This is a genomic window from Myxococcales bacterium (assembly GCA_016706225.1).
In the GTDB taxonomy this organism is placed as follows: domain Bacteria; phylum Myxococcota_A; class Polyangia; order Polyangiales; family Polyangiaceae; genus JADJKB01.
Window position 1 is genome coordinate 720,883 of record JADJKB010000025.1, and the last position, 20,391, is coordinate 741,273.

General features: G+C 68.1%; 25 protein-coding genes and 1 tRNA gene. 16 read left to right on the top strand and 10 right to left on the bottom strand.

Annotated elements, in window-relative coordinates; all coding sequences use genetic code 11:
• Positions 1 to 44: 44 nt before the first annotated feature.
• Together IPI67_41660 and IPI67_41665 are read left to right on the top strand one after the other, a co-directional pair.
• Positions 45 to 296: a hypothetical protein gene (locus IPI67_41660; protein ID MBK7586682.1), complete on the top strand. Its 252-nt coding sequence runs from the start codon at positions 45 to 47 to the stop codon at positions 294 to 296.
• A 160-nt stretch (positions 297 to 456) separates the two neighbouring features.
• Positions 457 to 2,424 carry a sulfatase gene (locus IPI67_41665; GenBank protein MBK7586683.1) on the top strand — a complete coding sequence of 656 codons (1,968 nt, stop codon included), beginning with the start codon at positions 457 to 459 and terminating at the stop codon, positions 2,422 to 2,424.
• Between the two features lie 27 nt (positions 2,425 to 2,451).
• Here IPI67_41665 and IPI67_41670 read toward each other — a convergent pair whose 3' ends face one another.
• Positions 2,452 to 3,309, bottom strand: a complete 858-nt coding sequence (locus IPI67_41670; protein MBK7586684.1) for a DUF4349 domain-containing protein — start codon at positions 3,307 to 3,309, stop codon at positions 2,452 to 2,454.
• Positions 3,310 to 3,407: 98 nt separating this feature from the next.
• Here IPI67_41670 and IPI67_41675 point away from each other — a divergent pair, with 98 nt between their 5' ends.
• Complete coding sequence (locus tag IPI67_41675; GenBank protein ID MBK7586685.1) at positions 3,408 to 3,839, top strand: hypothetical protein; 432 nt, start codon at positions 3,408 to 3,410, stop codon at positions 3,837 to 3,839.
• A 130-nt stretch (positions 3,840 to 3,969) separates the two neighbouring features.
• On the opposite strand, the gene IPI67_41680 is transcribed toward IPI67_41675, so the two are convergent.
• The 5 genes from IPI67_41680 to IPI67_41700 form a co-directional block, all read right to left on the bottom strand.
• Positions 3,970 to 4,119, bottom strand: a complete 150-nt coding sequence (locus IPI67_41680) for a hypothetical protein (protein MBK7586686.1) — start codon at positions 4,117 to 4,119, stop codon at positions 3,970 to 3,972.
• Positions 4,119 to 4,388 (bottom strand): hypothetical protein, encoded by a 270-nt coding sequence (locus IPI67_41685; GenBank protein MBK7586687.1) that lies wholly within the window; start codon positions 4,386 to 4,388, stop codon positions 4,119 to 4,121. Before IPI67_41685 ends, IPI67_41680 begins: the two co-directional genes overlap by 1 nt.
• Positions 4,389 to 4,451: 63 nt before the next feature.
• Positions 4,452 to 5,237: an enoyl-CoA hydratase/isomerase family protein gene (locus tag IPI67_41690; GenBank protein ID MBK7586688.1), complete on the bottom strand. Its 786-nt coding sequence runs from the start codon at positions 5,235 to 5,237 to the stop codon at positions 4,452 to 4,454.
• Positions 5,238 to 5,316: 79 nt separating this feature from the next.
• On the bottom strand, positions 5,317 to 5,712 hold the full coding sequence (locus IPI67_41695; protein MBK7586689.1) for a hypothetical protein: 396 nt from the start codon (positions 5,710 to 5,712) through the stop codon (positions 5,317 to 5,319).
• Entirely contained in the window at positions 5,709 to 6,032 is a 324-nt protein-coding gene (locus IPI67_41700) for a hypothetical protein (GenBank protein ID MBK7586690.1), read from the bottom strand. Before IPI67_41700 ends, IPI67_41695 begins: the two co-directional genes overlap by 4 nt.
• 77 nt (positions 6,033 to 6,109) lie before the next feature.
• On the opposite strand from IPI67_41700, the gene amrA reads away from it, so the two are divergent.
• The 10 genes from amrA (at position 6,110) to IPI67_41750 (ending at position 15,565) form a co-directional block, all read left to right on the top strand.
• A complete protein-coding gene (gene amrA / locus IPI67_41705) occupies positions 6,110 to 6,631 on the top strand; it encodes an AmmeMemoRadiSam system protein A (GenBank protein MBK7586691.1) in 522 nt (173 codons plus the stop codon).
• A gap of 84 nt (positions 6,632 to 6,715) precedes the next feature.
• Entirely contained in the window at positions 6,716 to 7,744 is a 1,029-nt protein-coding gene (locus IPI67_41710) for a Spy/CpxP family protein refolding chaperone (protein ID MBK7586692.1), read from the top strand.
• 67 nt (positions 7,745 to 7,811) lie between these two features.
• On the top strand, positions 7,812 to 8,354 hold the full coding sequence (locus IPI67_41715) for a sigma-70 family RNA polymerase sigma factor (GenBank protein MBK7586693.1): 543 nt from the start codon (positions 7,812 to 7,814) through the stop codon (positions 8,352 to 8,354).
• On the top strand, positions 8,347 to 8,613 hold the full coding sequence (locus IPI67_41720; protein MBK7586694.1) for a hypothetical protein: 267 nt from the start codon (positions 8,347 to 8,349) through the stop codon (positions 8,611 to 8,613). The genes IPI67_41715 and IPI67_41720 overlap by 8 nt, the downstream gene beginning before the upstream one ends.
• Positions 8,610 to 9,020 carry a hypothetical protein gene (locus IPI67_41725; GenBank protein MBK7586695.1) on the top strand — a complete coding sequence of 137 codons (411 nt, stop codon included), beginning with the start codon at positions 8,610 to 8,612 and terminating at the stop codon, positions 9,018 to 9,020. Before IPI67_41720 ends, IPI67_41725 begins: the two co-directional genes overlap by 4 nt.
• Positions 9,021 to 9,087: 67 nt before the next feature.
• A complete protein-coding gene (locus IPI67_41730) occupies positions 9,088 to 10,368 on the top strand; it encodes an efflux RND transporter periplasmic adaptor subunit (protein ID MBK7586696.1) in 1,281 nt (426 codons plus the stop codon).
• Positions 10,365 to 11,135, top strand: coding sequence for an ABC transporter ATP-binding protein (locus IPI67_41735; GenBank protein ID MBK7586697.1), 771 nt, complete (start codon positions 10,365 to 10,367; stop codon positions 11,133 to 11,135). Before IPI67_41730 ends, IPI67_41735 begins: the two co-directional genes overlap by 4 nt.
• A complete protein-coding gene (locus tag IPI67_41740) occupies positions 11,132 to 12,337 on the top strand; it encodes an ABC transporter permease (protein MBK7586698.1) in 1,206 nt (401 codons plus the stop codon). Before IPI67_41735 ends, IPI67_41740 begins: the two co-directional genes overlap by 4 nt.
• Positions 12,330 to 13,820 carry a TolC family protein gene (locus tag IPI67_41745; protein ID MBK7586699.1) on the top strand — a complete coding sequence of 497 codons (1,491 nt, stop codon included), beginning with the start codon at positions 12,330 to 12,332 and terminating at the stop codon, positions 13,818 to 13,820. Before IPI67_41740 ends, IPI67_41745 begins: the two co-directional genes overlap by 8 nt.
• Positions 13,821 to 13,981: 161 nt before the next feature.
• Positions 13,982 to 15,565, top strand: coding sequence for a serine/threonine protein kinase (locus tag IPI67_41750; GenBank protein ID MBK7586700.1), 1,584 nt, complete (start codon positions 13,982 to 13,984; stop codon positions 15,563 to 15,565).
• Between the two features lie 31 nt (positions 15,566 to 15,596).
• Here IPI67_41750 and IPI67_41755 read toward each other — a convergent pair whose 3' ends face one another.
• Positions 15,597 to 16,220 carry a pyridoxamine 5'-phosphate oxidase family protein gene (locus IPI67_41755; protein ID MBK7586701.1) on the bottom strand — a complete coding sequence of 208 codons (624 nt, stop codon included), beginning with the start codon at positions 16,218 to 16,220 and terminating at the stop codon, positions 15,597 to 15,599.
• Between the two features lie 92 nt (positions 16,221 to 16,312).
• Here IPI67_41755 and IPI67_41760 point away from each other — a divergent pair, with 92 nt between their 5' ends.
• Both IPI67_41760 and IPI67_41765 read left to right on the top strand, forming a co-directional pair.
• A complete protein-coding gene (locus IPI67_41760; GenBank protein ID MBK7586702.1) occupies positions 16,313 to 17,257 on the top strand; it encodes a LysR family transcriptional regulator in 945 nt (314 codons plus the stop codon).
• A gap of 116 nt (positions 17,258 to 17,373) precedes the next feature.
• Entirely contained in the window at positions 17,374 to 17,724 is a 351-nt protein-coding gene (locus IPI67_41765; GenBank protein ID MBK7586703.1) for a hypothetical protein, read from the top strand.
• 109 nt (positions 17,725 to 17,833) lie between these two features.
• Here the strand turns inward: IPI67_41765 and IPI67_41770 are convergent, their stop codons facing one another.
• Complete coding sequence (locus IPI67_41770; protein MBK7586704.1) at positions 17,834 to 18,505, bottom strand: metallophosphatase domain-containing protein; 672 nt, start codon at positions 18,503 to 18,505, stop codon at positions 17,834 to 17,836.
• A gap of 241 nt (positions 18,506 to 18,746) precedes the next feature.
• Positions 18,747 to 18,821 (bottom strand) — tRNA-Val (locus tag IPI67_41775).
• Between the two features lie 196 nt (positions 18,822 to 19,017).
• Here IPI67_41775 and IPI67_41780 point away from each other — a divergent pair.
• A complete protein-coding gene (locus IPI67_41780) occupies positions 19,018 to 19,734 on the top strand; it encodes a hypothetical protein (GenBank protein MBK7586705.1) in 717 nt (238 codons plus the stop codon).
• On the opposite strand, the gene ysxC is transcribed toward IPI67_41780, so the two are convergent.
• Positions 19,695 to 20,375: a ribosome biogenesis GTP-binding protein YsxC gene (gene ysxC / locus IPI67_41785; GenBank protein MBK7586706.1), complete on the bottom strand. Its 681-nt coding sequence runs from the start codon at positions 20,373 to 20,375 to the stop codon at positions 19,695 to 19,697. The genes IPI67_41780 and ysxC overlap by 40 nt on opposite strands.
• Positions 20,376 to 20,391: the final 16 nt, after the last annotated feature.

Sequence of the window (20,391 nt, forward strand, 5' to 3'; positions counted from 1 at the left end):
GGGGCCGGCAGCGTCAGCTCGAGCGCGTAGACCCAGCGCTGACAATGATCGGGTTGTTCGACGACGAGCTGACCAGGCTCGCCGCCGCGGGCTGCGGTGAGCTCCCAGTTGCCGGGGGGCAACGTCGACGGCGCACACGCAACCAGCGTGCGCTCGCGGTCCTGGGTGCGGTCGCGCGCGTGGATGGGCTCTCCACACAGCTCGGCGCCGGTCAGCTCATCACGCAAGGTGACGACGACGTAGCCCGGGCACTCGAAGCTGAGCGCCGCGGCGCCGCCGAGGCCCGCGGTCGTTGAGCCGACCAGCAGCGCGCTGCAGCCCGAGGTCGCGAACGCGGCGAAGGTCAGCGAAATGAGGCTCGAGCGCATGGGCAGAGCAGGGCTCCTCGACCTGTGAGTCGTTCGCATCGCCGTTCTGGATCGGACCGGTGCACGGCTGTGCCAGGATGCTGGGCTCGTGGACGCACTCGCCGATCCCGCCGCCAGCGACGAGCCCCGGATTTCGCCGGCGTTTGCCCATGTGCTCGCGTGGTCGGGGGTCGGTGCCGTCGACTCCGTCGTGTTCGCCCTGCGACCGCCATCGGGCGGGGGCCTGAGCGCGCGCCTGCTGCATCTGGGGTTCGAGCTGGGCCACGTCGCCGCCATCGCCGTCGTCGGCGCGCTGCTCGCGCTCGCGTTTCGTCGGCTCCGCATGCGGCCGATCGCGGGTCGCTTGCTGCACGCTGCGCTGATCACTCCGCTGCTGGCGTTGGCGCTCAGGCCCGACTTCCGCTCGTTTGCCGAGCGCAAGGGCAATCCGAGTCTGGCGCTGGGCCTGGCGCTCGGGTTTGCGCTCGCCGTGCCGATTGCAGGCGCGCTCGGCAGTCTCGTTGCGCGCGGTCGTCTGCGGGTGCTGGGGCTCGGCGTCGGGCTCGCCGTCCTGGGTCTACACCACGCCGTGCTGCAGGGAGGCTACCCGGGCGTGCACCTCGGCCTGGTCCTTGGGGCGGCCACGCTGGCGACCGCCGCGCTGATCGGCGCGACGCTGCCGGCGTGGCTCTCTCTGTCGCGTCGGATGGCGGTCGTTGCCGGTGTGATGGGTTCATGTGCCGGTGTGCTGAGCCTCGGGCTCTGGCCGCCGCCCCCGGTGATCATCGAGGCCTTCGAGGTGCCTGGGACGTTTCTGTTTCCCTTCCTCGCCCGCGGTCGGGCGTCGGTGGCCCGGGGTGTGGTCGTGTCCCCCGAGGTCGCGGCAGCCTACGTCGCGCCCGCGTACCTCGCGAAAGCGCCGGGTCGGCCGGCCATCCCCGCGAGCTCTCCGCGGCTCGCCCCGCGCCTCCCGATCGTGATCCTGATCACCATCGACGCGCTGCGCGCGGAGGTGCTGGACGAGACTGTCGCGGCTGGGCGAACCCCGAACCTGACCCGCATCGCGCACTCGAGCGTCGCGTTCCGTCAGGCTCGGGTGCCGGGCGCGTCGACCCGGAACTCGCTGGGTTCGATCTTCGCCTCCAAGCTCTCGTGTCAGCTCGGCTGGGCCATGGACCCCCGGTTTGGACGCAGCTTGCGCCGAGATCCCTCGCCGCGCATCCCCGACTTGATGCGCCAGGCGGGACTCTTCACCCTCCACCTCGCGAGTTTTCCGGCGCTCGGCGACGGTTCGGGACTGGTCGGGCGCTTCGACTCCGAACGCTTGGTCACACCCCGCCGACCGGGGCAAAAATATGCCCTCAGCGACCGCATGGTCGACGAACTGTTGGCGGAGATCGATACACGCGCCGCGGGCGCGCAGTTCGCCTATGCGCACCTGATGGATCCCCACGAGCCGTACGACGCTGCCGGGCTGAGTGGCTCCGCCTACGAACGCTGGTGGGGTGAGGTGGCGCTGGTGGATCGGGAGCTCGGACGACTGGATTCGGAGCTCGCGCGGCGGGGGCTCGCGGAGCGGGTGATCCTGGTCGTCAGCAGTGATCACGGCGAGGGCTTCGGTCAGCACGGCATTCCGAACCATGGAGTCTCGCTGTACGACGTGCTGGTGCGGGTGCCATTTCTGATCCGCGTGCCGGGTGTCATGCCACGTGTCGTCGACGACACGGTTTCGTTGCTCGATCTCGCGCCGACGCTGGCCGATCTGGTCGGCGTGGAGACACCCGGAGAGATGCTGGGAGAGAGCTTGGTACCGTACCTGCGCGGCCACACCCCGCGACTCGTTCGGCCCGTCGCCGCCGATCAGGTGAACGTGAAGATGATGGTGCTCGGTCGTTTCAAGGTGATGCTGGACGAACGCAAACGCACGCGCGAGGTCTACGATCTTCGCTCGGATCCCGGCGAGACCCGCAACCTCGTGGGACTGCTCGCCGGGGAAGACACACGCATGCTCGGCGCGATGTCGTTGTTCTTCCAGGCCCAGGCCATGACGCTCGAGCCGTCGGGCGACGACGAGTGAGCGCTCGCGGCCCGCGCCGATCCCGAGTCAGGCGTGGGCAGGTTTTTGCCCCACGAAGCGCCGAACGATCACACGCCCGAGCAGCAGCAACGGCAGGAAGATCAACAGGGCGACCGGCAAGAGCACACCGAAGAGCCGGATGCCTCCGGTCACGATGGCGGCCCCGACGTTGACCGCGTCGGCACCGGCCTGTTTCGCCGCACGGCCGAACGCGCCCGACGATATGGCGACGAGCGGGCGCTCGCCGTGAAACGTCACCGTGATGGTCGAGAGCTCGATCTGGTTGTCGAGCAGGCGCTTCTTCCCTTCGAGCTTCTCGAGCTCTCCGCGCACCTCGGCGAGCTGCTTCTGCACGCTCAGGAGGTCGTCGACCTTGCTGGCACCCTTCAGGATCTCCAGGTACTGCTCTTCCAGCTTCTTCTGGGTGCGGATCCGGGCATCGACGTCGATCCACTCCTCGGTGACGTCGCGACTGGTGATCTTCTCGCTCCCGACGCGTTTGCCCAGCCGGCCGAGGGCGTCCAGCGCGGCGTCGAGTTTGTCGCTGGCAACTCGCAGCACGACCTCGACCTCCGCGGGCTCTTCGCCATCGTCGCCGTGCTGTCCCCTGACCTCACTCTGGGCCAGGTATCCGCCGTTCGCCGCTGCGATCTTCAGCGCCTCGCTCTGCGCGAGACTCGGGGACGCCACCGTTACCGACAGCTCGGCGTTCCTGATCAGCTTACGGTTGAGCTTGGCCACGTCGACGCCGGAGCTCGGCTCGGCAGGGGCTGCGGCGGCAGAGGGGGCACCGCCGAAGGAGCCGTCCTTCTTGCAGGCCGAGACGGCGGTGGCCAAGAGAATCGAGAGCACGAGACTGGCGACGAGGCGACGATGGTTTTGCATGCTCGATCTCCGACAAACGTCGGTCCGCCAGGGACAACGCGGGTCTCGCCCGGGCCTTACACTCGACCCGGGCGCCGCCCGCGGCTAGCGTCTGCGGCATGCAACGCGGATCGATCACTCGGCTCGTGGCACGGGTCGCACTCGTCGCGGCGCTCGGCGCCTGTTCCGGGACGCGCTTCGTGCCCTACACCCCGCTCGAAAAAAAGACCGATATCGAGGCCAAGAAGCTGTACGACGCCGCCGAGGGCACGTTGCTCGACCGAGGGTACTTGATCGAGAAGCGCGACCCGGCGGGCCTCACGCTGGTGACCGAGCCCCGCACCTTGCTCGGCTCGGAGATCGGCCAGAACAAGTTCCGTTACGTATGGAAGGTCCAGACCAACGGCGGCACCCTGAGCATCAATCTGAGCTGCCAGGAGGCCGGCGGCCTGGGTGATCCCAGCAAGTGCGACAAGGACGCGCCGGAGAAGATCGTGCAAGAGCAGGCGGGCATCGCCGAGCAGGTGTTGAAAGAGGCCAAGGGTGAATGAGGCCCGCCGCGACGCTCACCAGCTCTTTGATGCTTGATCCTTGACGACCTGCCCAGCGGGTTTGAGCTGCCAGTTTGCGTCGAACAGGCCGAAGGTCTTCTCGACCTAGTTGGTCGAGGACTGCCCATTCTCAGCGAAGCTCCAGCAAGTCCACCGCAGAGCCGACCGTGACCCGGGTGTTGTCCGCCAAGAACGCCATGTCGAGGGTGTCGATGGTGTCCGCGGTGCCGTTCCGACAGTGGTAGTTCGGGTTACGAAACTCGCTCGTGTCCGTGAGCATCAGCGCCGGAATGTCCTGGTCCAGAGATCCTGGACCGCCTGCCAGTGCGGCGAGCCGGGCGTTCGAGGTTGCGCGATGAACTTCAGGTCGGCCTCGACGGCGTCTTGTTTCACACAGCTGCGCAGCGTGGCGGCGCTCGTGTTGTCGCAGCCGCTCTGAAAAGCGTCGCTCCCCGCGTCCCCGGGGCTGGACTTCGCGGTGGACTCATCGCTGGAACAACCCGCCACGACAAGGCTCGAAATGAGCAGGCTGAGAGCGACGTGCTTCATCGGGCGAACCCACCACATGCGCGCGCGCGCGAGGGCGGGTCCGGCGTGCCGCGGTCTCGCGGCTCACGCGCCCTGAAATAGCGGCGCGCGGCCTTCTGAAAAAGCTGCGACGGCTTCTTTGAGGTCGCGCGTGGTGAAGTCGAGGGCCTGACAGGCCGCTTCGCGCTCGAGGGCCGCATCGAGCTCCGACAACAGCGAGGCCGCGAGTGTTTCCTTCGCCTGCGCGACCGCGATCGGCGCGGCGCTCTCGATCTGGTGCGCGGCTTCCGTCACCGCGCCGCGCAGTTGCTCACGCGGCACCGCCAGGTTGACCAGTCCGATGCGCAGCGCTTCCTCACCGGAGATCAGCTTGCCCGTCAAGATCAGCTCGGCCGCCTTTGCTGCTCCAACCAGCCGCGGCAAGAGCAGCGTGCAACCCATGCCCGGGTGCAGCCCCACCCTCACGAAGTTGGCGCCGAGCTTGGCTTCGCGCGCGGCGAACCGAAGGTCGGCGGCCATCGCGAGACACAGCCCGGCACCAACGGCCGCGCCATGCAGCACGGCGATGCTTGGAACCCGGAGCCGCGCGATAGCGAGAAAGCTCGAATAGAAAGCGAGCATGTCGCGCCGGTTGTCCTCCGGAGACTTCTTGGAGTTCTCCTCGATCAGCGAGAAATCTCCGCCCGCGCAGAACGCACGGCCTTCCCCCTCGAGCAGCACGACCCGGGGCGCGTTCGACGCGTTGAGCGTCGACACCGCCGCCGTCATCAAACGGCCCATCTCGACCGTCATGGCGTTCTGTTTGTCCGGGCGGTCGAGCACGATGCGGGCGATTGGACCGACTTCGACGCGGACGGGCGGGGAGCTCATGGCGTTGGCTATAACTCAGCCGGGCGCCGGGCGGATCCCGCGCAGCGCCGGAGTCGTCGCACGCGAGTCGAACGTCGCGTCAGTCCCCTGGCGGCGGAAGCGCGGCGGGTGGATAACCCTGAGTCTTCGGCGGGTACGCGCCCGACGCGGTCTGCGCAGGAGTTTCGCGTCCGTCCTTGGCGGCGCAGACCACCGTCACGGCCTGCGGCGAGTAGATGTAGAGCGTGACGACGTTCAAGAAGGCGTGGAGCGGGTCGGTCTCGACGCGCACCTCGGCCCAACCTTCGGGGCAGGCCTGGTCGAGGGCATGAGGTCCGCTGGCCTCGATCAACCCGCCGACCCAGCCGCTGTGCCAGCGCTCGTCGTAGGCAGTGGGCGCGTCCCCCGGGGGTTCACCGGAGCGCACGACACAGCGGAAGCAGCCGGAGCTGAGCCCGGCGGTGACCAGGATGAAGCCCAAGTTTCGCGCCCTCATCGCCGGGCCCCGCGCTCGGTCGGCGGCGCTGCGCAGGTGATCGCAACCTTGCGAGGCGTGTAGATCCCGAGCGTGATCAGGCTCACACCCAGGGTCAGCACGTCCTCGCCGATCCAGACCTCGCGGGCTCGGCCGGTCGGGCAGTGGTCTCGCACATCGACCTCTGCCTCACCCACGAGCCCGATCAGATAGAAATTCGCCCACTCGCTCCGCTCCACGCCCGCGGGCGCGCGGGCATCGCGAAATGTCGTCGCACAACCGCAAACGGTCAGCGCGAGAGCCGCGACGAGCCGCTCCATTTTGCGCAGACCTTGCGTCATGGGTTCCGACGCTAGCGCCGCTCGCGCGCAATTGCTGCCAAGAAATTCCCGTCCCGCCCATGGCATACTCGCGTGCGATGTCCACGCTCGACGACATCGGCCCCGAGCTCGTGCCCCTCGCGCGACGTGCCATTGGAACCTTCCTGGCCGAACAGCGCTTCGTCCGCGCAGAACGCGCGGGGGCGCCAGCCGCGGGTGTGTTCGTCACCTTGCGCCGGCAGGACGGAAGCCTCCGCGGGTGCATCGGGTCGATTCACCCAGTAGAGCGGGACGTGCTCGCGGAGACCGTGCGCAGCGCCGTGCTCGCCGCCACGCGAGATCCGCGCTTCGAACCCGTCACCCCAGCAGAGCTCGGCGGGCTATCGATCGAGGTGAGCGTGCTCGGGCCCGACGAGCCAGCGGAGCTCGCCGACCTCGATCCCCGAAGATACGGCGTCATCGTCAGTGACGCGCACGGACGCCGTGGGCTGCTCTTGCCCGGCATCGAGGGCATCGACGACGTTGGCACGCAGGTGGGCATTGCCCGCCAGAAGGCCGGCATCGAAGCCGGTCAGCCGCTGGTTCTGCGGCGGTTTTGCGTCACGAAGCTGCACGAGTAGAAAAAAACTCGGCGTTCCGCGTAGGGATCGCGGCGGCCACCCGTCGGAGCCCTGAGAGACGGACTCTCTACGAGGTATCCCGAGATGAAGAAGCTGAACCTGAGAAACCGAACGTTGCTGGGCTGCGCCGCCGCGCTCTTTTTGGTCGCTTGTTCTGAGGAGGTACCGAGCGACAAGATCCCCGAGGGGACCGCGCAGGAACCGGCGGTCGAGGCCCCCAAGGTGGAGACTCCGCGGGCAGTGGCCTCGCCGGAAGGGCGACACGGCATGCGGGGCCCCGGCGGCCCGGCCTTCTTGCTCCGCGCGGCGCTCGACAAACTCGAGCTCCGGCCCGAGCAGAAGACCATCATCGAAGGGCTGATGGTAGAGCTGAAACAAGCGCGCCCGATGGACAGCGCGGCGCACCGTGCTTTCGAACAAGCGCTCGCGTCCGGCGTACGAGCGGGCAAGCTCGACGCTGCAACGCTCGCGCCGCATTTCACCGCGCTCGAGCGCGACGCCACGACGATGAGCCAGCGTGTGCACACGGCACTGAACAAGCTGCACCAGACCTTGGACGCCGACCAGCGCAAGCAGCTGGTCGCCGAGGTCCAGAAACGCCACGAGAAGGGCTTTGGCAAACACGCGGGTCGCCGCATGGGGTTTGGGCCTCCGCCGGGCATGGATGAGCCCGGGTGTGCGCCGGGAGCGGACGGCGCTGACAACGAGGCCGGAGAGGACGGCGCCGAGGCGCGCCCCCACCGCCGACACGGGGGGCCCGGGTTCTCGCGTCATGCGGGTCCAGGTCTTGGCATGCTGCGCGATCTCGAGCTGACGGACGCTCAGAAGACCGCGCTCCGTGCGGCGCACGACGCCAAGCGCGAGGAACGCGGCGACTGGAAGGCCGGCATGGAAAAACATCAGGAGGCGAGGAAAGCGCTCCTCACTGCCTTCGCGACCGACACGTTCGACGCGACGAAGTTGGTTGCCTCTGCGGAGGTGGCCGAGCGCGCTCACCGTCAAGCGGAAGGCCATGTCGAGCAGCTGCGGGTCCTGATGGGAGTGCTCGAGCCAGCGCAGCGGGAGAAGCTGGCCGCGCGGGTCGAACAAGGCCCGCCCCGCGACAAACCATGAAGGAAGGCCGGCGGGAGGAACAACCTGCGTTCCTTCCGCCGCTTTCGACGAGTATGACCTTCGAGCCGTGTCAGAGCCCGACCTCAGCTTGGTGGCCAAGAAGGTCCGCGCCGGCGATCGCGCTGCGTATCGGACCTTGGTCGAGCGCACCGAGCGCGCTCTATTCCGGCTCGCCGCCCGCCTCCTGGGTAACGAGGCGGACGCGGAGGAAGTTCTCCAAGAGGCCTACGTGAAAGCGTTCACCGCACTGACGGACGGCAGCTTCGACGGTCGCGCGCAGGTTCAGACCTGGCTGTATCGGGTCGTCACCAACACCGCCCTCGATGCGCTCCGGCGGAGGAAAGCCCGGCCGCGGGGTGACGACTCGGCACTCGAGAAGCTCGTCGGCGATGCTGGCAACGACCCCGAAGCGCGCCTGGCCCTGGCGGAGCTTGGACGCTGGCTGGACGAGCTACCCGCCGAACAACGCGCCGCGGTGGTACTGTGCAGCGTCGAAGGGTTGACCAACCCGGAAGCCGCCGAGGTGCTCGGCGTGAGTGCGGGCGCGATCGAGCAGCGCTTGGTTCGGGCTCGGGCCACGCTCAGGGGCCGAAGAGGAAACGATGACTGACTTCGAAGATCACGCTGCGAAGCTCGCTCGCCTGGCGGCGGCCACTGAGGCTCTCGCGCCGCCTTCAGGGCTCGCTGATCGGGTCATGCTGCGCGTGGAGCGCGAGAAGCTGGAGCGCGAGCCGTGGGGCGCGCGCGGCATCGTACTCGGGCTGTTTGCGGCGGCCGCTGCGCTCTCGATCTGGGTGTCGTCGTCGGCGCAGAGCGAGCTGGACCGCGACGCCCTGTCGTCGTTCGACGTCGTCGAGCTGGAACAATGAACAAACAGCGGATGGGAGCGGTGCTCGCGCTGGTGGTGGCGTTCGGCCTGGGTGCGGTGGCGGGGGGCTTCGGCACGAAGTCCTTCGTTCTGCACCGCTTTGCCGAGCGTTTCGGCGGCCCGCCGGGGCGCGCCCGCATGGGGTTTCGTATCGAGGCCATGACCCGAGCGCTCGATCTGGACTCTGCTCAGCGCGAGAAGGTGAAACAGGTGTTCGAGCGCCACGAGGACGAGCGGCGCCGTGCCTTCGAGCGCTGTGAGCCGGAGCACCGGGCGCTGCGCGAGAAGATCGACGCCGAGATCCGGGAGATCTTGACGCCGGATCAGCGGATCAAACACGATGCGCTGCGCCGCAGGTTCGATCGGCCGCCGGGTGAAGGCCCGCCGTCCGGCCCGTCGCCTGGCTGAGCTCGGCTCGTCCTTCACTTCAGGAGTCTTCGTGGAACCACAGAATCGATCGGCGGACCCGCAGGTCATGGCACAACTGGGCGTTGGGAAGGGCCGCGGCGCTCGTCGCTGGCTGTGGCGCATCGGCGCGCTTCTGGTGCTGCTCGGGGTCGCGGCCGGGTTCTACGTCTGGCGCGCACGGGTCAGCAGCGCGAAGAAAGAAACCTACGTCACTGCCAAGGTCGAGGCGTCGGATCTGCGCGAGACAGTGATCGCAACGGGCACCCTCACACCGCTCGACGCCGTCGAGGTTGGCGCGGAGGTCTCCGGTCGTGTGCTCAAGGTGAACGTGGACGTGAACGATCGGGTCAAGGCCGGGCAAGAGCTGGTCGAGATCGATCAAGAGGCGCTCGTGGCCCGGGTCGAGGAGTCGGCCGCTCAGCTGCGCAGTGCGGGGGCGTCGTCGCGGAACGCCCGCGCCAGCGTGAAGGAGGCGGAGCTCAAGGCGGTGCGCATTCGTGAGCTGAACAAGAAGGGTCTTGCTTCAGCCCAGGAGCTGGAGACCGCGGAGGCGACCCTGGAGCGCGCGCGGGCGTCGGTCGCGACGGCGTCCGCGCAGGTCACCGTCGCGCGCGCGGGGCTGAAGACCGCGAAAACGAACCAGGGCAAGGCGGTGGTGAAGTCTCCCATCGACGGCATCGTGCTGGCCCGCAGCGTGGAGCCCGGGCAGACCGTGACAGCAGGGTTTCAGACGCCGGTGCTGTTCACGCTGGCGCGCGACATCACCGAGATGCAGCTCAAGGTGGATGTCGACGAGGCCGACGTGGGCAAGGTGAAAGAAGGACAAGTTGCCACCTTCGTCGTCGACGCCCACCCGAAGCGCCAGTTCCGCTCGAAGGTCGTGAGGCTGAACAACCTGCCCAAGGCGGGAACGACGGTGGTCACCTACGAAGGGCTCCTGACCGTCGACAACTCGGAACGTTTGTTGCGCCCCGGCATGACGGCCACCGCGACCGTCATCACCCAGGACATCAAGGGCGTGCTCTCGGTGCCGAACGCGGCCCTCAGATTTCGTCCCAAGGCCAAGGGCGGTGCGGCGGCCAGCAAGGGTGGGGGGCTGCCGATGCCCGGTCTCGGTCGGGGCAGAGGTTTCGGCCCCGGCGGCGGGGGTGGGCCTCGCCCCGCGAGCTCCAGCGGCGAGCCGGCCGCGCCGCGGCAGCCGCGCGACACGGTGTTCGTGCTACGCGACGGCGCCCCGGCGCGGGTACCGATCGAGATCGGAGCCACGGATGGCAAACGCACGGAGGTGCGCTCCGGTGAGCTGCCCGCCGGCGCCGATGTGATCACCGACATCGAGGACGCGCCATGAGCGCGCCCGCGCCCAGCCAGAGCGCCAGCGTCGTCGAGTTCGAGCAGGTCTACAAGATTTATGGCGAGGGAGACACCGAGGTTCGTGCCCTCAACGGGGTCGATATGCGCATCGACCGCGGAGAGTTCGTCGCGATCATGGGCTCGAGCGGCTCCGGCAAGTCGACGGCAATGAACATCATCGGTTGCCTCGACGCTCCCAGTCATGGCGCTTACCTGTTTCGCGGCGTCGATGTCGGCTCGCTCGACCAAGATCAACGCGCCCTCTTGCGACGACATTACGTGGGGTTCGTCTTCCAAGGTTACAACCTCCTGGCGCGCACCACCGCCATCGAGAACGTCGAGTTGCCCCTGGTTTACCGACGTGTGCCGGTGCGGGAACGCCACGAACGTGCCCTGGCAGCGCTCGACGCCGTGGGGCTCGCGGATCGCAGGGATCACACCCCGGCCGAGCTGTCTGGCGGTCAACAGCAGCGCGTGGCCATCGCCCGGGCGCTCGTCAGCGAACCGTCGCTGCTCTTGGCCGATGAGCCGACGGGCAACCTCGACTCGGCCCGCAAGCACGAGACCATGGAGCTGCTCGTGCGCCTGAACAAGGAGCGCGGCATCACCATTGCCATGGTCACGCACGAGCCGGACATGAGTGTCTACGTGTCGCGGGTGGTGATGTTCAAGGACGGCTTGATCGTGGACCAAGGGCGTCCGGAGGACGTCGAGTTCTTCGGCCCAACCTCCCGGCGCCCACTGTCTCAACGGGGTGTCTCGTGATCCGCCTCACGCTGATCATGGCGCTCCGGGAGATCCGCCGTAACACCATGCGGTCGTTCCTGACCATGCTGGGGATCGTGATCGGCGTCGGCGCGGTCATCGCGCTCGTGACCATCGGGGAGGGCGCCACCGCAAAGGTCACCTCCGACATCGGCAAACTCGGCAACAACCTGCTGATCGTCTCCCCGGGTGGGAGTCGTCGTTCGAGCGGATTCTCCGCGGCGTCGGGCTTCACCAAAGAAGACGTGGACGCGATCCGTCGGGACGTTCCGGGCGCCGAGAAGGTGGCGCCGACCGCGGGGCGCCAGGCGCTCGCGGTCTGGGGCAACCGCAACTGGCGCACGTCCGTGACGGGCACGACGGCGGAGTACATCGAGGTCCGCGCCTACGCCATCGCAGAAGGGCGCAGCTTCACCGACGCGGAGATCACGGCGGGGCAGCCGCTTTGTCTGCTGGGCGCTTCGGTGAAAAAGGAGCTCTTTGGTTCGATTGACGCCATCGGCGAGGCCATCCGCCTCGACAAGCTCTCGTGTGAGGTCATCGGAGTGCTGGCCGCCAAGGGCCAGTCCGGCATGGGCCAAGATCAAGACGACGTCGTGCTCCTGCCGCTGCGCGCGGTGCAACGGCGGCTCGCGGGCAGCAACGACATCAACTCGGTGTTCGTGACGGCCTCGAGCGCCAAGAGCACGACGCGGGTGAAGGAACAGATCGAGGCTTTGTTGCGCGAGCGGCGCCAGGTCGCCGCGGGCGCCGAGGACGACTTCAACGTGCGCGACATGCAAGAAATTGCTCAAACCGTCAGCAGCGCGACCGGCGCTCTGACCGCGCTGCTCGGCGCCATCGCGGCGGTGAGTCTGTTGGTGGGTGGCATCGGGATCATGAACATCATGCTGGTCAACGTGACCGAGCGCACACGGGAGATCGGCATCCGCCTGGCGATTGGCGCGATGGCGCGCGAGGTCTTGTTGCAGTTCTTGGTCGAGGCCGTCGTGCTGTCGATGATCGGCGGGGCGCTCGGGATCGGCATCGGCCTCGCTGGTTCCTACGCCGCGACTCGCGCGTTGGGCGTCCCCTTCGTCGTGTTACCGAACATTCTGGTCGTCGCCTTCTTGTTCTCGGCGTTGGTCGGCGTGCTGTTCGGCTACCTGCCCGCGCACAAGGCAGCGCGGCTCAACCCCATCGAGGCACTGCGGCATGAGTGAAAAGCGTCATCATGTGTTCCTGGCCAGTCTCTTGTGCGCGGCGCTGAGCTCGCCCCTGGCCCAGGCCGAGGAGCAACGCATCGACGTGCGGGCCGCGGTGGCGCGGGCGCTCGTCGACAGCCCGTCTCGCCTAGCGTCGGAGCTCGAGGTGGAACGCGCCCGACAGGGTGTGCTGTCGGAAGAAGGCCGCTACTCGTACGTGTTCATCGCGGACGCCGGGTACACCCGGCAGAAGACGCCTCGGCTTGGGACGGGGGACACCGTGACGGGCTCGGTCTCCCGGAGCTACACCGTCGGCTCGGCGCTCCGGCGCAGTTTTCCGCTGGGTACGAGCGCCGAGATCCGCGTGCAAGGCGAGCGCTTCGAGAACGACGCGACGACGGGTGCGTTGGGCGGCGGGTCGGCGAATGGCTACGGAGTCAGCACGCGGGCGTCCCTGACCCAGCCCCTGTTGCGCGGCGCGGGCACGCGGGTCGGCGAGGCCGACCTCCGAACGGCGCGCGTGCAGAAGGATCTGTCTGGCAAGACCCGCGACCGGGTGAAGAGCGAGCTCGTCCGAGACGTGGTCCTCCAGTACTGGGAGCTCTGGTATTCGGACGAAGCGCGGCGCATCGAGCGCGCAGCCCTGGCGCTCGCCAAGCAACAAGAGGCGGACACACAGGCCCGCGTGCTCCAGGGTGCCGCGGCGGAGAGCGACGTGTTCACCTTCTCGAGCCGCGTCGCGCAGCTCGAGGAGTCGGTGGTGGCGGCGGATTTGACCCAGCGCCAGCGCGCCCTGGAGCTCGCCCGGCTGATTGGTTCTCCGGATCCCGAGCGTCAGCTCGCGGCCAGCGCGACCGCACCGCCCGCCGCGGGGCCGAGCGCCACACGCGCCGACGTCGAAGCGGCGCTGCGCAAGGGGTCGGTGGAACTGGCGGAGCTCGAGGCCCAGGTGAAGCTCGCGCGCACGCGGGCCGAAGTCGCGGGGGAGTCCACGCGGCCGCGCCTCGATCTCGAAGGGTTCGTGGAGTCGCAGGGCGTGAGTGAACGCATCCCGCGGGCCGCCGCCCGAGCCGGGCAACTCGGCTGGCTCACGCTACACGTAGGGGTGGTGTTCGAGCTGCCTCTGGATGACTCGAGGCGCAATGCCGAGAAGCGCGCGGCGTTGCTCAGCGCGCGCATCAGCGAGCACAACCTGAAGGCGGGACGAGACCGCATCACCGCAGAGGCCGCGCTGGCAGTGACGAACGAGAGTGTGGCGTCGCGTCGGGTGGCGCTGGCGGAGAAGACGCTGACGATCACGCAGAAGGCTCACGCCGCGGAGAAGGCCCGCTTCGAGCTGGGTCAGACCTTGGCCATCGTGGTCCAGCAGGCGGAGGACGATCTGCGGCGCGCCAAGCTCCGCGTCGCGCGAGCTCGCGTCGACCTCGTCCAAGAACAGACCGTGGTGCTGCACTTGGCCGGGCGCCTGCTCGACGCGTACGCAGCGGCGCCGAGCGGGTGAGCCGCGAAGGACGGCAGTCGTCCTGCGCGGTGCCCGGCTCGAGCTGCTCGGAGTTCAGCCCTCCGGCGTGCCGGTGCTCCTTTGCGGGACAGCAAGTCGGGGCATCGCTCGCGCAACCATAGCGCGACAGCCGGAAGTCTTCGGTATGCTAGTGGGCGAAGGTGAGCTCGACCGCGCCGTCAACCCACGCCCGGGGCTTCTTGCAGAAGCGTCTCGCGCTGATGTACCGCGTGGGCTTTGCGCTGAGTCTTGCTTTTCTGCTCGGCGTCGTCGTCGTGCGTGGGCTGATCGGCGGGGACGTGATGACCGAGCTCCGCTCGGCCTCCCGCTGGTTTCACATCCTCGCGACGCTGGTCACGGGTGGCTTGTGGCTCGTCCTACGCGGCAGACCGCTGCCCTTCCGGACCCTGGAGTGGGTCGATGCCGTCGGCATCGTCGGACTCTCGATCCTGTTGCACCTCAACGGGGCCCTGTTTCCGATTCGAACGGTCGCCGTGTTCAACCTGGTGCTGACCACCGCAACCGCCGCCGTGCTTCGAGCGGTGGTCGTGCCGAGCACGGCTCGACGTACCCTGACGCTGGGCGTGATCACCGGCGCCTTCGCGGTGCTCGTGTTCTTCCTGTCGGCGCTCCACCCGCGCTGGCCCGTGCATCAGACGGGCCCCGCGGACTGGCCACTCCCGTTCCAGCTCATCAGCCTGCTGCTCTGGCTCGGCTGTCTGCTGGCGACGGCCACGCTGGCGTCGCGGGTCATCTTTGGTCTACGCCGCGAGGTGAGCGAGGCGCAAAAGCTCGGTCAGTACACGCTGGGCGCGAAGATCGGCGAGGGCGGAATGGGAATCGTGTACCGCGCGACCCACGCCATGCTGCGGCGCGAGACCGCGCTCAAGCTGCTGCCGCCCGACCGGATCGACGCGCAATCGGTGCGCCGCTTCGAGCGCGAGGTCGTTCAGACCGCGCGCCTTCGTCACCCGAACACGGTGGCCATCTTCGACTACGGCCGCACGCCGGAGGGCGTCTTTTACTACGCGATGGAGTACCTGGACGGTTTGACCATCGACGAGCTGGTCGAGCGAGAGGGCCCGCTCCCGCCCGGCCGCGTGATCTGGCTGTTGTCCCAGGTGTGCGCGTCGCTCGCCGAGGCGCATCAACTCGGGCTCGTTCATCGCGACATCAAGCCCGCGAATATCATGGTCATCGGGCACACCGCGGCCTACGACCACGTCAAGGTCCTGGACTTTGGCCTGGTCAAGACCCTCACGAAGGCTCAGGGCGACTCCTTGTCGCAAGCCGACGAGCTGACCGGTACGCCGCTCTACATGGCGCCGGAGCTGATCTCGACGCCGGACGGCGCCGAGGCGGCCAGCGACCTCTACGCGGTCGCGGCCGTCGGTTATTACATGTTGACGGGCAAACACGTGTTCGAGGCAAAGACGGTGATCGAGGTCTGCGCCGACCACCTGCACACCGCGCCGATCCCGGTTCACACTCGGTTGGGGCGTCCGGTGCCCGCCGATCTGGAGGCGCTCATCATGCAGGGCCTGCAGAAGAAGCCCGGCGATCGGCCGCTGAGCGCCGCGGCGCTCCGCGAGTCACTCGCCGCCTGTGACATTGCAGCCTGGAGTCAGCACGACGCTCGGGTCTGGTGGGAGGCCCACGGCGTCGCCACCAATGCCACGTTCGATCCTGAGTCCGATCCCGCGAGTGCCCGGACGATCGAGGTCACCCAGCGCAGCCCGGAGTGACACGCCGAGCGCACCATCGAACCAGCCCGAGTCATCGTTCCGATTCGGCCTGCCGTAGCCGCTCTTCCAGCTCGCTGATGCGGCGGTCACGTTCGGCCAGCGCCTCGGCCACGTCCGCCGCCTCGAGCCGCTGGGGAATGTGCTGTGGGCAGTTCACGTCCCAGGCGTGCACCTCGATCACGATGGCCTGCTCCGGCTTCGCAGCGTAGCCCGCTGGCATGAGGTCAGCCAAGAGCTGGGGGTCGTCGTCGACGACCTTCGCCCGTCCCCAGAGCTTGATCCGGCGTTGCTGGGCGTAGTCGATCAGGAACAGGTGGATCTTCGGGTTCTCGGACAGGTTACCAAGCGAGATGAACTGACGGTTGCCGCGGAAGTCGGCGAACGCCAGGGTGTGCTCGTCCAGCACACGCAAGAACCCTCGCGGCCCGCCGCGGTGCTGGATGTACGGCTGACCCTCTGCGTTCGCGGTGCCCAGAAACACACTCGTCTGTTCGCCGATGAACGCCCTGAGCTCATCGCTGATGCCACGCGCCCAACCGCCGCCCGCCTCCATTCGTGCGTACGCCGAGCGAGAACCTCGCTGGACCTGAAGCGCCTTGACGGCCGGGGTGAAGGCGATGTCACTCGCCAGCTTGGTCGGGTCTGTTTCGGGCATGAGTGCCTTTCGGACCCCAACTTGCTCCCCATTGGGTGCTGCAACAATACGCTCCCGTTGCACTGCACTATTGCAAATGATGCAATAGTGAGGTGGACCGGATCGAGGCGATGGTCGCGTTCGTAGCCGTGGCCGACCTGCGGGGATTTGCCGCGGCCGCGCGCAAGCTTCAGCTCTCGCCACCGGCCGTCACGCGACTGGTTGCCGGGCTCGAGGAGCGGCTCGGCACCCGCTTGCTCCAGCGTACGACTCGCTCCGTGACGCTGACTGATGCGGGCACGCGCTATCTGGAGCGAGCGCGCGGGATCCTCGCCGACATCAGCGAAGCCGAGGCCGCGGCACAGGCCGAGCGGACCGAGCCATCCGGGCGTTTGGTTCTGGCGGCGCCGAGTGTGTTCGGCCGCATGCACGTGGCGCCCGCCGTCTCCCGCTACCTGCTGCATTATCCCGAGGTCGTCGCCGAGCTGACGCTCTCGGATCGCGTGGAGAACCTCGTGGAAGATGGGATCGATGCGGCGGTGCGCATCGGCAACCTGCTCGACTCGAGCTTGGTAGCGCGCAACGTCGGGGCGACGCGGCGGGTGGTCGTAGCATCGCCCGCGTACGTCGCTCGTCACGAGAAACGCCATGGCGCCCGGTCGCTGAAGACTCCAGCGGAGCTGTCGAAGCCCGGCAGCCGCGCCGACGTGATCCAGTTCACCGGACTCACGCCGCGCCCCGAGTGGCGCTTTGTGCGGCGGGGCAAGGAGCTGCGGGTGCCGATCAGTCCCCGATACGTCAGCAACAGCGCCGACGCTGCCATTGGCCACGCCGAGCTCGGCGGTGGTTTGACGATGGTCTTGAGCTATCAGATCGCGGAGGCCGTGCGTGCGGGACGACTTCAGATCCTCTTCGCTGACTACGAACCGCCCCCGCTTCCGATCCACATCGTGTATCCGACCACCCGACTGCTCTCGGCGAAGGTTCGCGTGTTCGCGGAGCTGGTCATCAGCACCTGCAGCTGGCGGTTCGTGGAGCTCGAGGCTCCGGGAGGTTGACTCGTTCGTGCGACGCGCGCCCATCCGAGGTCAGTCCTGTGCTCGGTAACGCGCCAGGACGCCCGCGACCTTTTTTCGCACGCCCGCGGGCCAGTTCGCTACGCTGAAGAAAGCGCATGACGAAGCTGGGCACCGCGTTGCTGCTCCTCGTGGTCACGAGCTGCGGCGGCGAAACCGAGTCGGATGGGGCGGGCGGCGCCGGCACGACCCTGCCATCGAACCAAACGCTGGTAGTGCGTCGGGTGTTCATGGGCGAAACAGATCGCGAGCTCACGCCCGATCCAGACGCCTGGAAAAATTACGGGCGTGATCTGGATGGTCTCGTTTCCAACGGCTCGGAAGCGAAGCACTGCAAGACCCAACCGGGCCCGAGCGCGGCCGCGATTCGAACCGATGGACCGGGTGGAATCGACAATGCGTGGGGCGCCCACCTGATGCCGCTGCAGTCTGGAACCGGGCTCATGTGAGTGAGCGAAGCGCAGTTCGGTGGGGTGCGCCCGCAGGCCAAAAGGAGAGGGGACAGCACGAGGGCACGGGCCAGGCTGACATGCCATCGACGGACCGCCCCACTTCGCATCAGGCTGCTCCGCCGCGCGCCGGCGGAACGCTCACCGGGGTCACGGTCTTCGTGGTGGGATCCAGATCGATCACCGTCGGCGGGCGCTCGCACTCCCAGGTCGTCACGTTGGCAAAAAGCGTCTCGCCGATCTGCCAGGCGCCACCATCCTCGTGGATGTGGCCAAACACGTGCAGCGCGGGGCGGACCCCCCGCACGCGAGCGAGCAAGTCGGCGCAGCCCTCGCGGCGAGCCACGGAGACCGCGTCGCCGATGCCCGCGGGCGGACCGTGGGTGATCAGCACGTTGGTGTCCTCCGGCATTCGAGCCCACACTTCGGCCAGCGCAGCGCCCCGCGGCAGGTTGAAGGCCCAGTCGCAGAATTCGGGTTGCCACGGGCTGCCCCAGAAGCGGACGCCGCGCAGGCTCACAGCCGAGTCCTCGAGATAGCTGACCCGGGGCGGCAACAGGCGTTTTGCGCTCTCCCGCTCACGCAAGAACGCCCAGTCGTGATTGCCGGCCACCACGAGCTTTTCACGATGTGGCAGCTCTCCGAGCCAGTCCAGTGCGATGGCAAGCTCCCGCAGCTGACCCCCGCGACACAGATCGCCGGCGTGGATCAGGACGTCGCCATCGGGAACCACGAGCTCACGATGATACAGGTGGGTATCCGCCATTGCGACGATGCGCACGGCGGCAGAGTACCACTCGAACGGTCAGCCGCATCGATGGGTGAGTCGCTGCCGCAGTAGCGACACGCCGGTGAGGTGGCGGACAAGACGACGGGGACCGTTGCCCCACAACGAGTGCAGGCGGTCGCGAGCGCGGATTCGGAATGGGCAGGCATGCGTCGAGAGAGCTGGGTGCTGCCGGCGCCTGTCCTTGCGGGCGGGGCTCTCCGGCGTGCCACGCCTGGTGCTCCGATGCAGAGGATGGTGGGCGCAGCAGGATTTGAACCTGCGACTTCGACCGTGTGAAGGTCGCACTCTACCGCTGAGTTATGCGCCCGATCCGGCGGTCCGAGGGCCGCCGGTTCCACCCGTGACACCCACCCTGTGGGTGGTTCGCGGGAGCGGCCGTAGATAGCGCGCTCGGCGGCGTAGGGCAATGCCCCTGTCGTCCGGTCCGCCGCGGACGGCGTCCGCGAGCGCCTGGGCCGGCGCTAGCGGCGCTCCCGCGACTTCATGATATAGGGTCGCCCCCGATGTCCGAGCCCGACCTGACAGCGCTCCTCGCCGAGGTGGAAGCCGCGCGCAGGCGCGATCGTGTGATCGGACTCATGGTCATCGTGGTCGCGTTCATGGCCGGGATCGGGCTCTCCTTGTGGGCCAAGAAGGCCTCGCGCCCCGAGGTTGCGGTGCCACCGCCGCCGCCGACGACCGGGGGCATCGTCGGGTTCCCCAACGCCGTCGACGTCGTCGGGTCATTGTCCGGAGCCCGGGCCGTCACCCAGCGCAAGATCCTGCACAGCATCTGGGCTGAAGGCGTCAAGAGCGACGGCAGCATCGACGTCAACGCGATCTCGGGCCGCGCGCGCTACATGTTCCAGAGCCTGGAGGGCGAGGGGCCGCAGCCGGCGCGTGAGCCGGGCACGCTGCCCCGCCGCCACTACTGCGGAAAACAAACCGTACATCTCAAGAAGGAAGGCCTGATCGCCGACCCCGACGTCACCGACTATCCCTGCCCAACCGCGGTCCTCGATCCGCTGCCCGAGCCGCCTCGCTGTGACCTCAAAGAGGTCTGGGCGCACGCCATCAAACAGGGCGCGCCGAGCGATCGCATGGCGCGCATCGAGTACTATCGCGCGAAGGCCGGACCCGCGTGGCGCTTCGAGATCCCGGGCACGACTCACAAGTTCGCGCTGTACGGCGACTGTGGTCGTCAGCTCGACGAGGACGAAGCGTTCACCGCTGCACCCTGAAGCTCCGGCGTCGAGAGCGACGCGGCGGCGCGGAGCCGTAGCCAGAGCGCGTCACGGCCGAGCCCCGTCTCTGCGGAGAACCCGAGCAGCGGCAGGCCGGCCTTTTTCTGGGCCCCGGCGAGCTCGAGCTTCTGCTTCGAGAGCGGGAGTTTGTCGAGCTTGGTGGCCACGACCAGCGAGGTGAGCGGAGGGCGCGACGCGCGCGGGGGCGACGCGATCATCTCCAGCAGATCTCGGTCGTCCGACTCGAGGCCGCGCCGCACGTCGACGATGGTCACGACCGCCCGGAGCGTGGCACGCCCGAGCAGGTAGCCCTCGATCAGCTCGGCCCACGCGTCACGCTCGGTCTTGCTGCGTCGCGCGAAGCCGTAACCGGGAAGATCGACCAGCGTGAGGCGCGCGTCGTCGGCGAGGCGCACGTCGTAGAAACCGATCTTGCGCGTGCAGCCGGGCGTTCCGCTGGTGCGGACCAGGTTCTTCCTCGACATCAGGCAGTTGATCAGGCTGCTCTTGCCCACGTTCGAGCGCCCGGCGAACGCGACCTCGATCGAGGTCGGTGCAGGGAGTTGGTCCACCGCGGCAGCGGCCGCGGAGAAATCGGCGCCGATGACGCGGGTGGTGTCGGGGCTCACTCGGCTCATGGGACGCGGAGCTTGC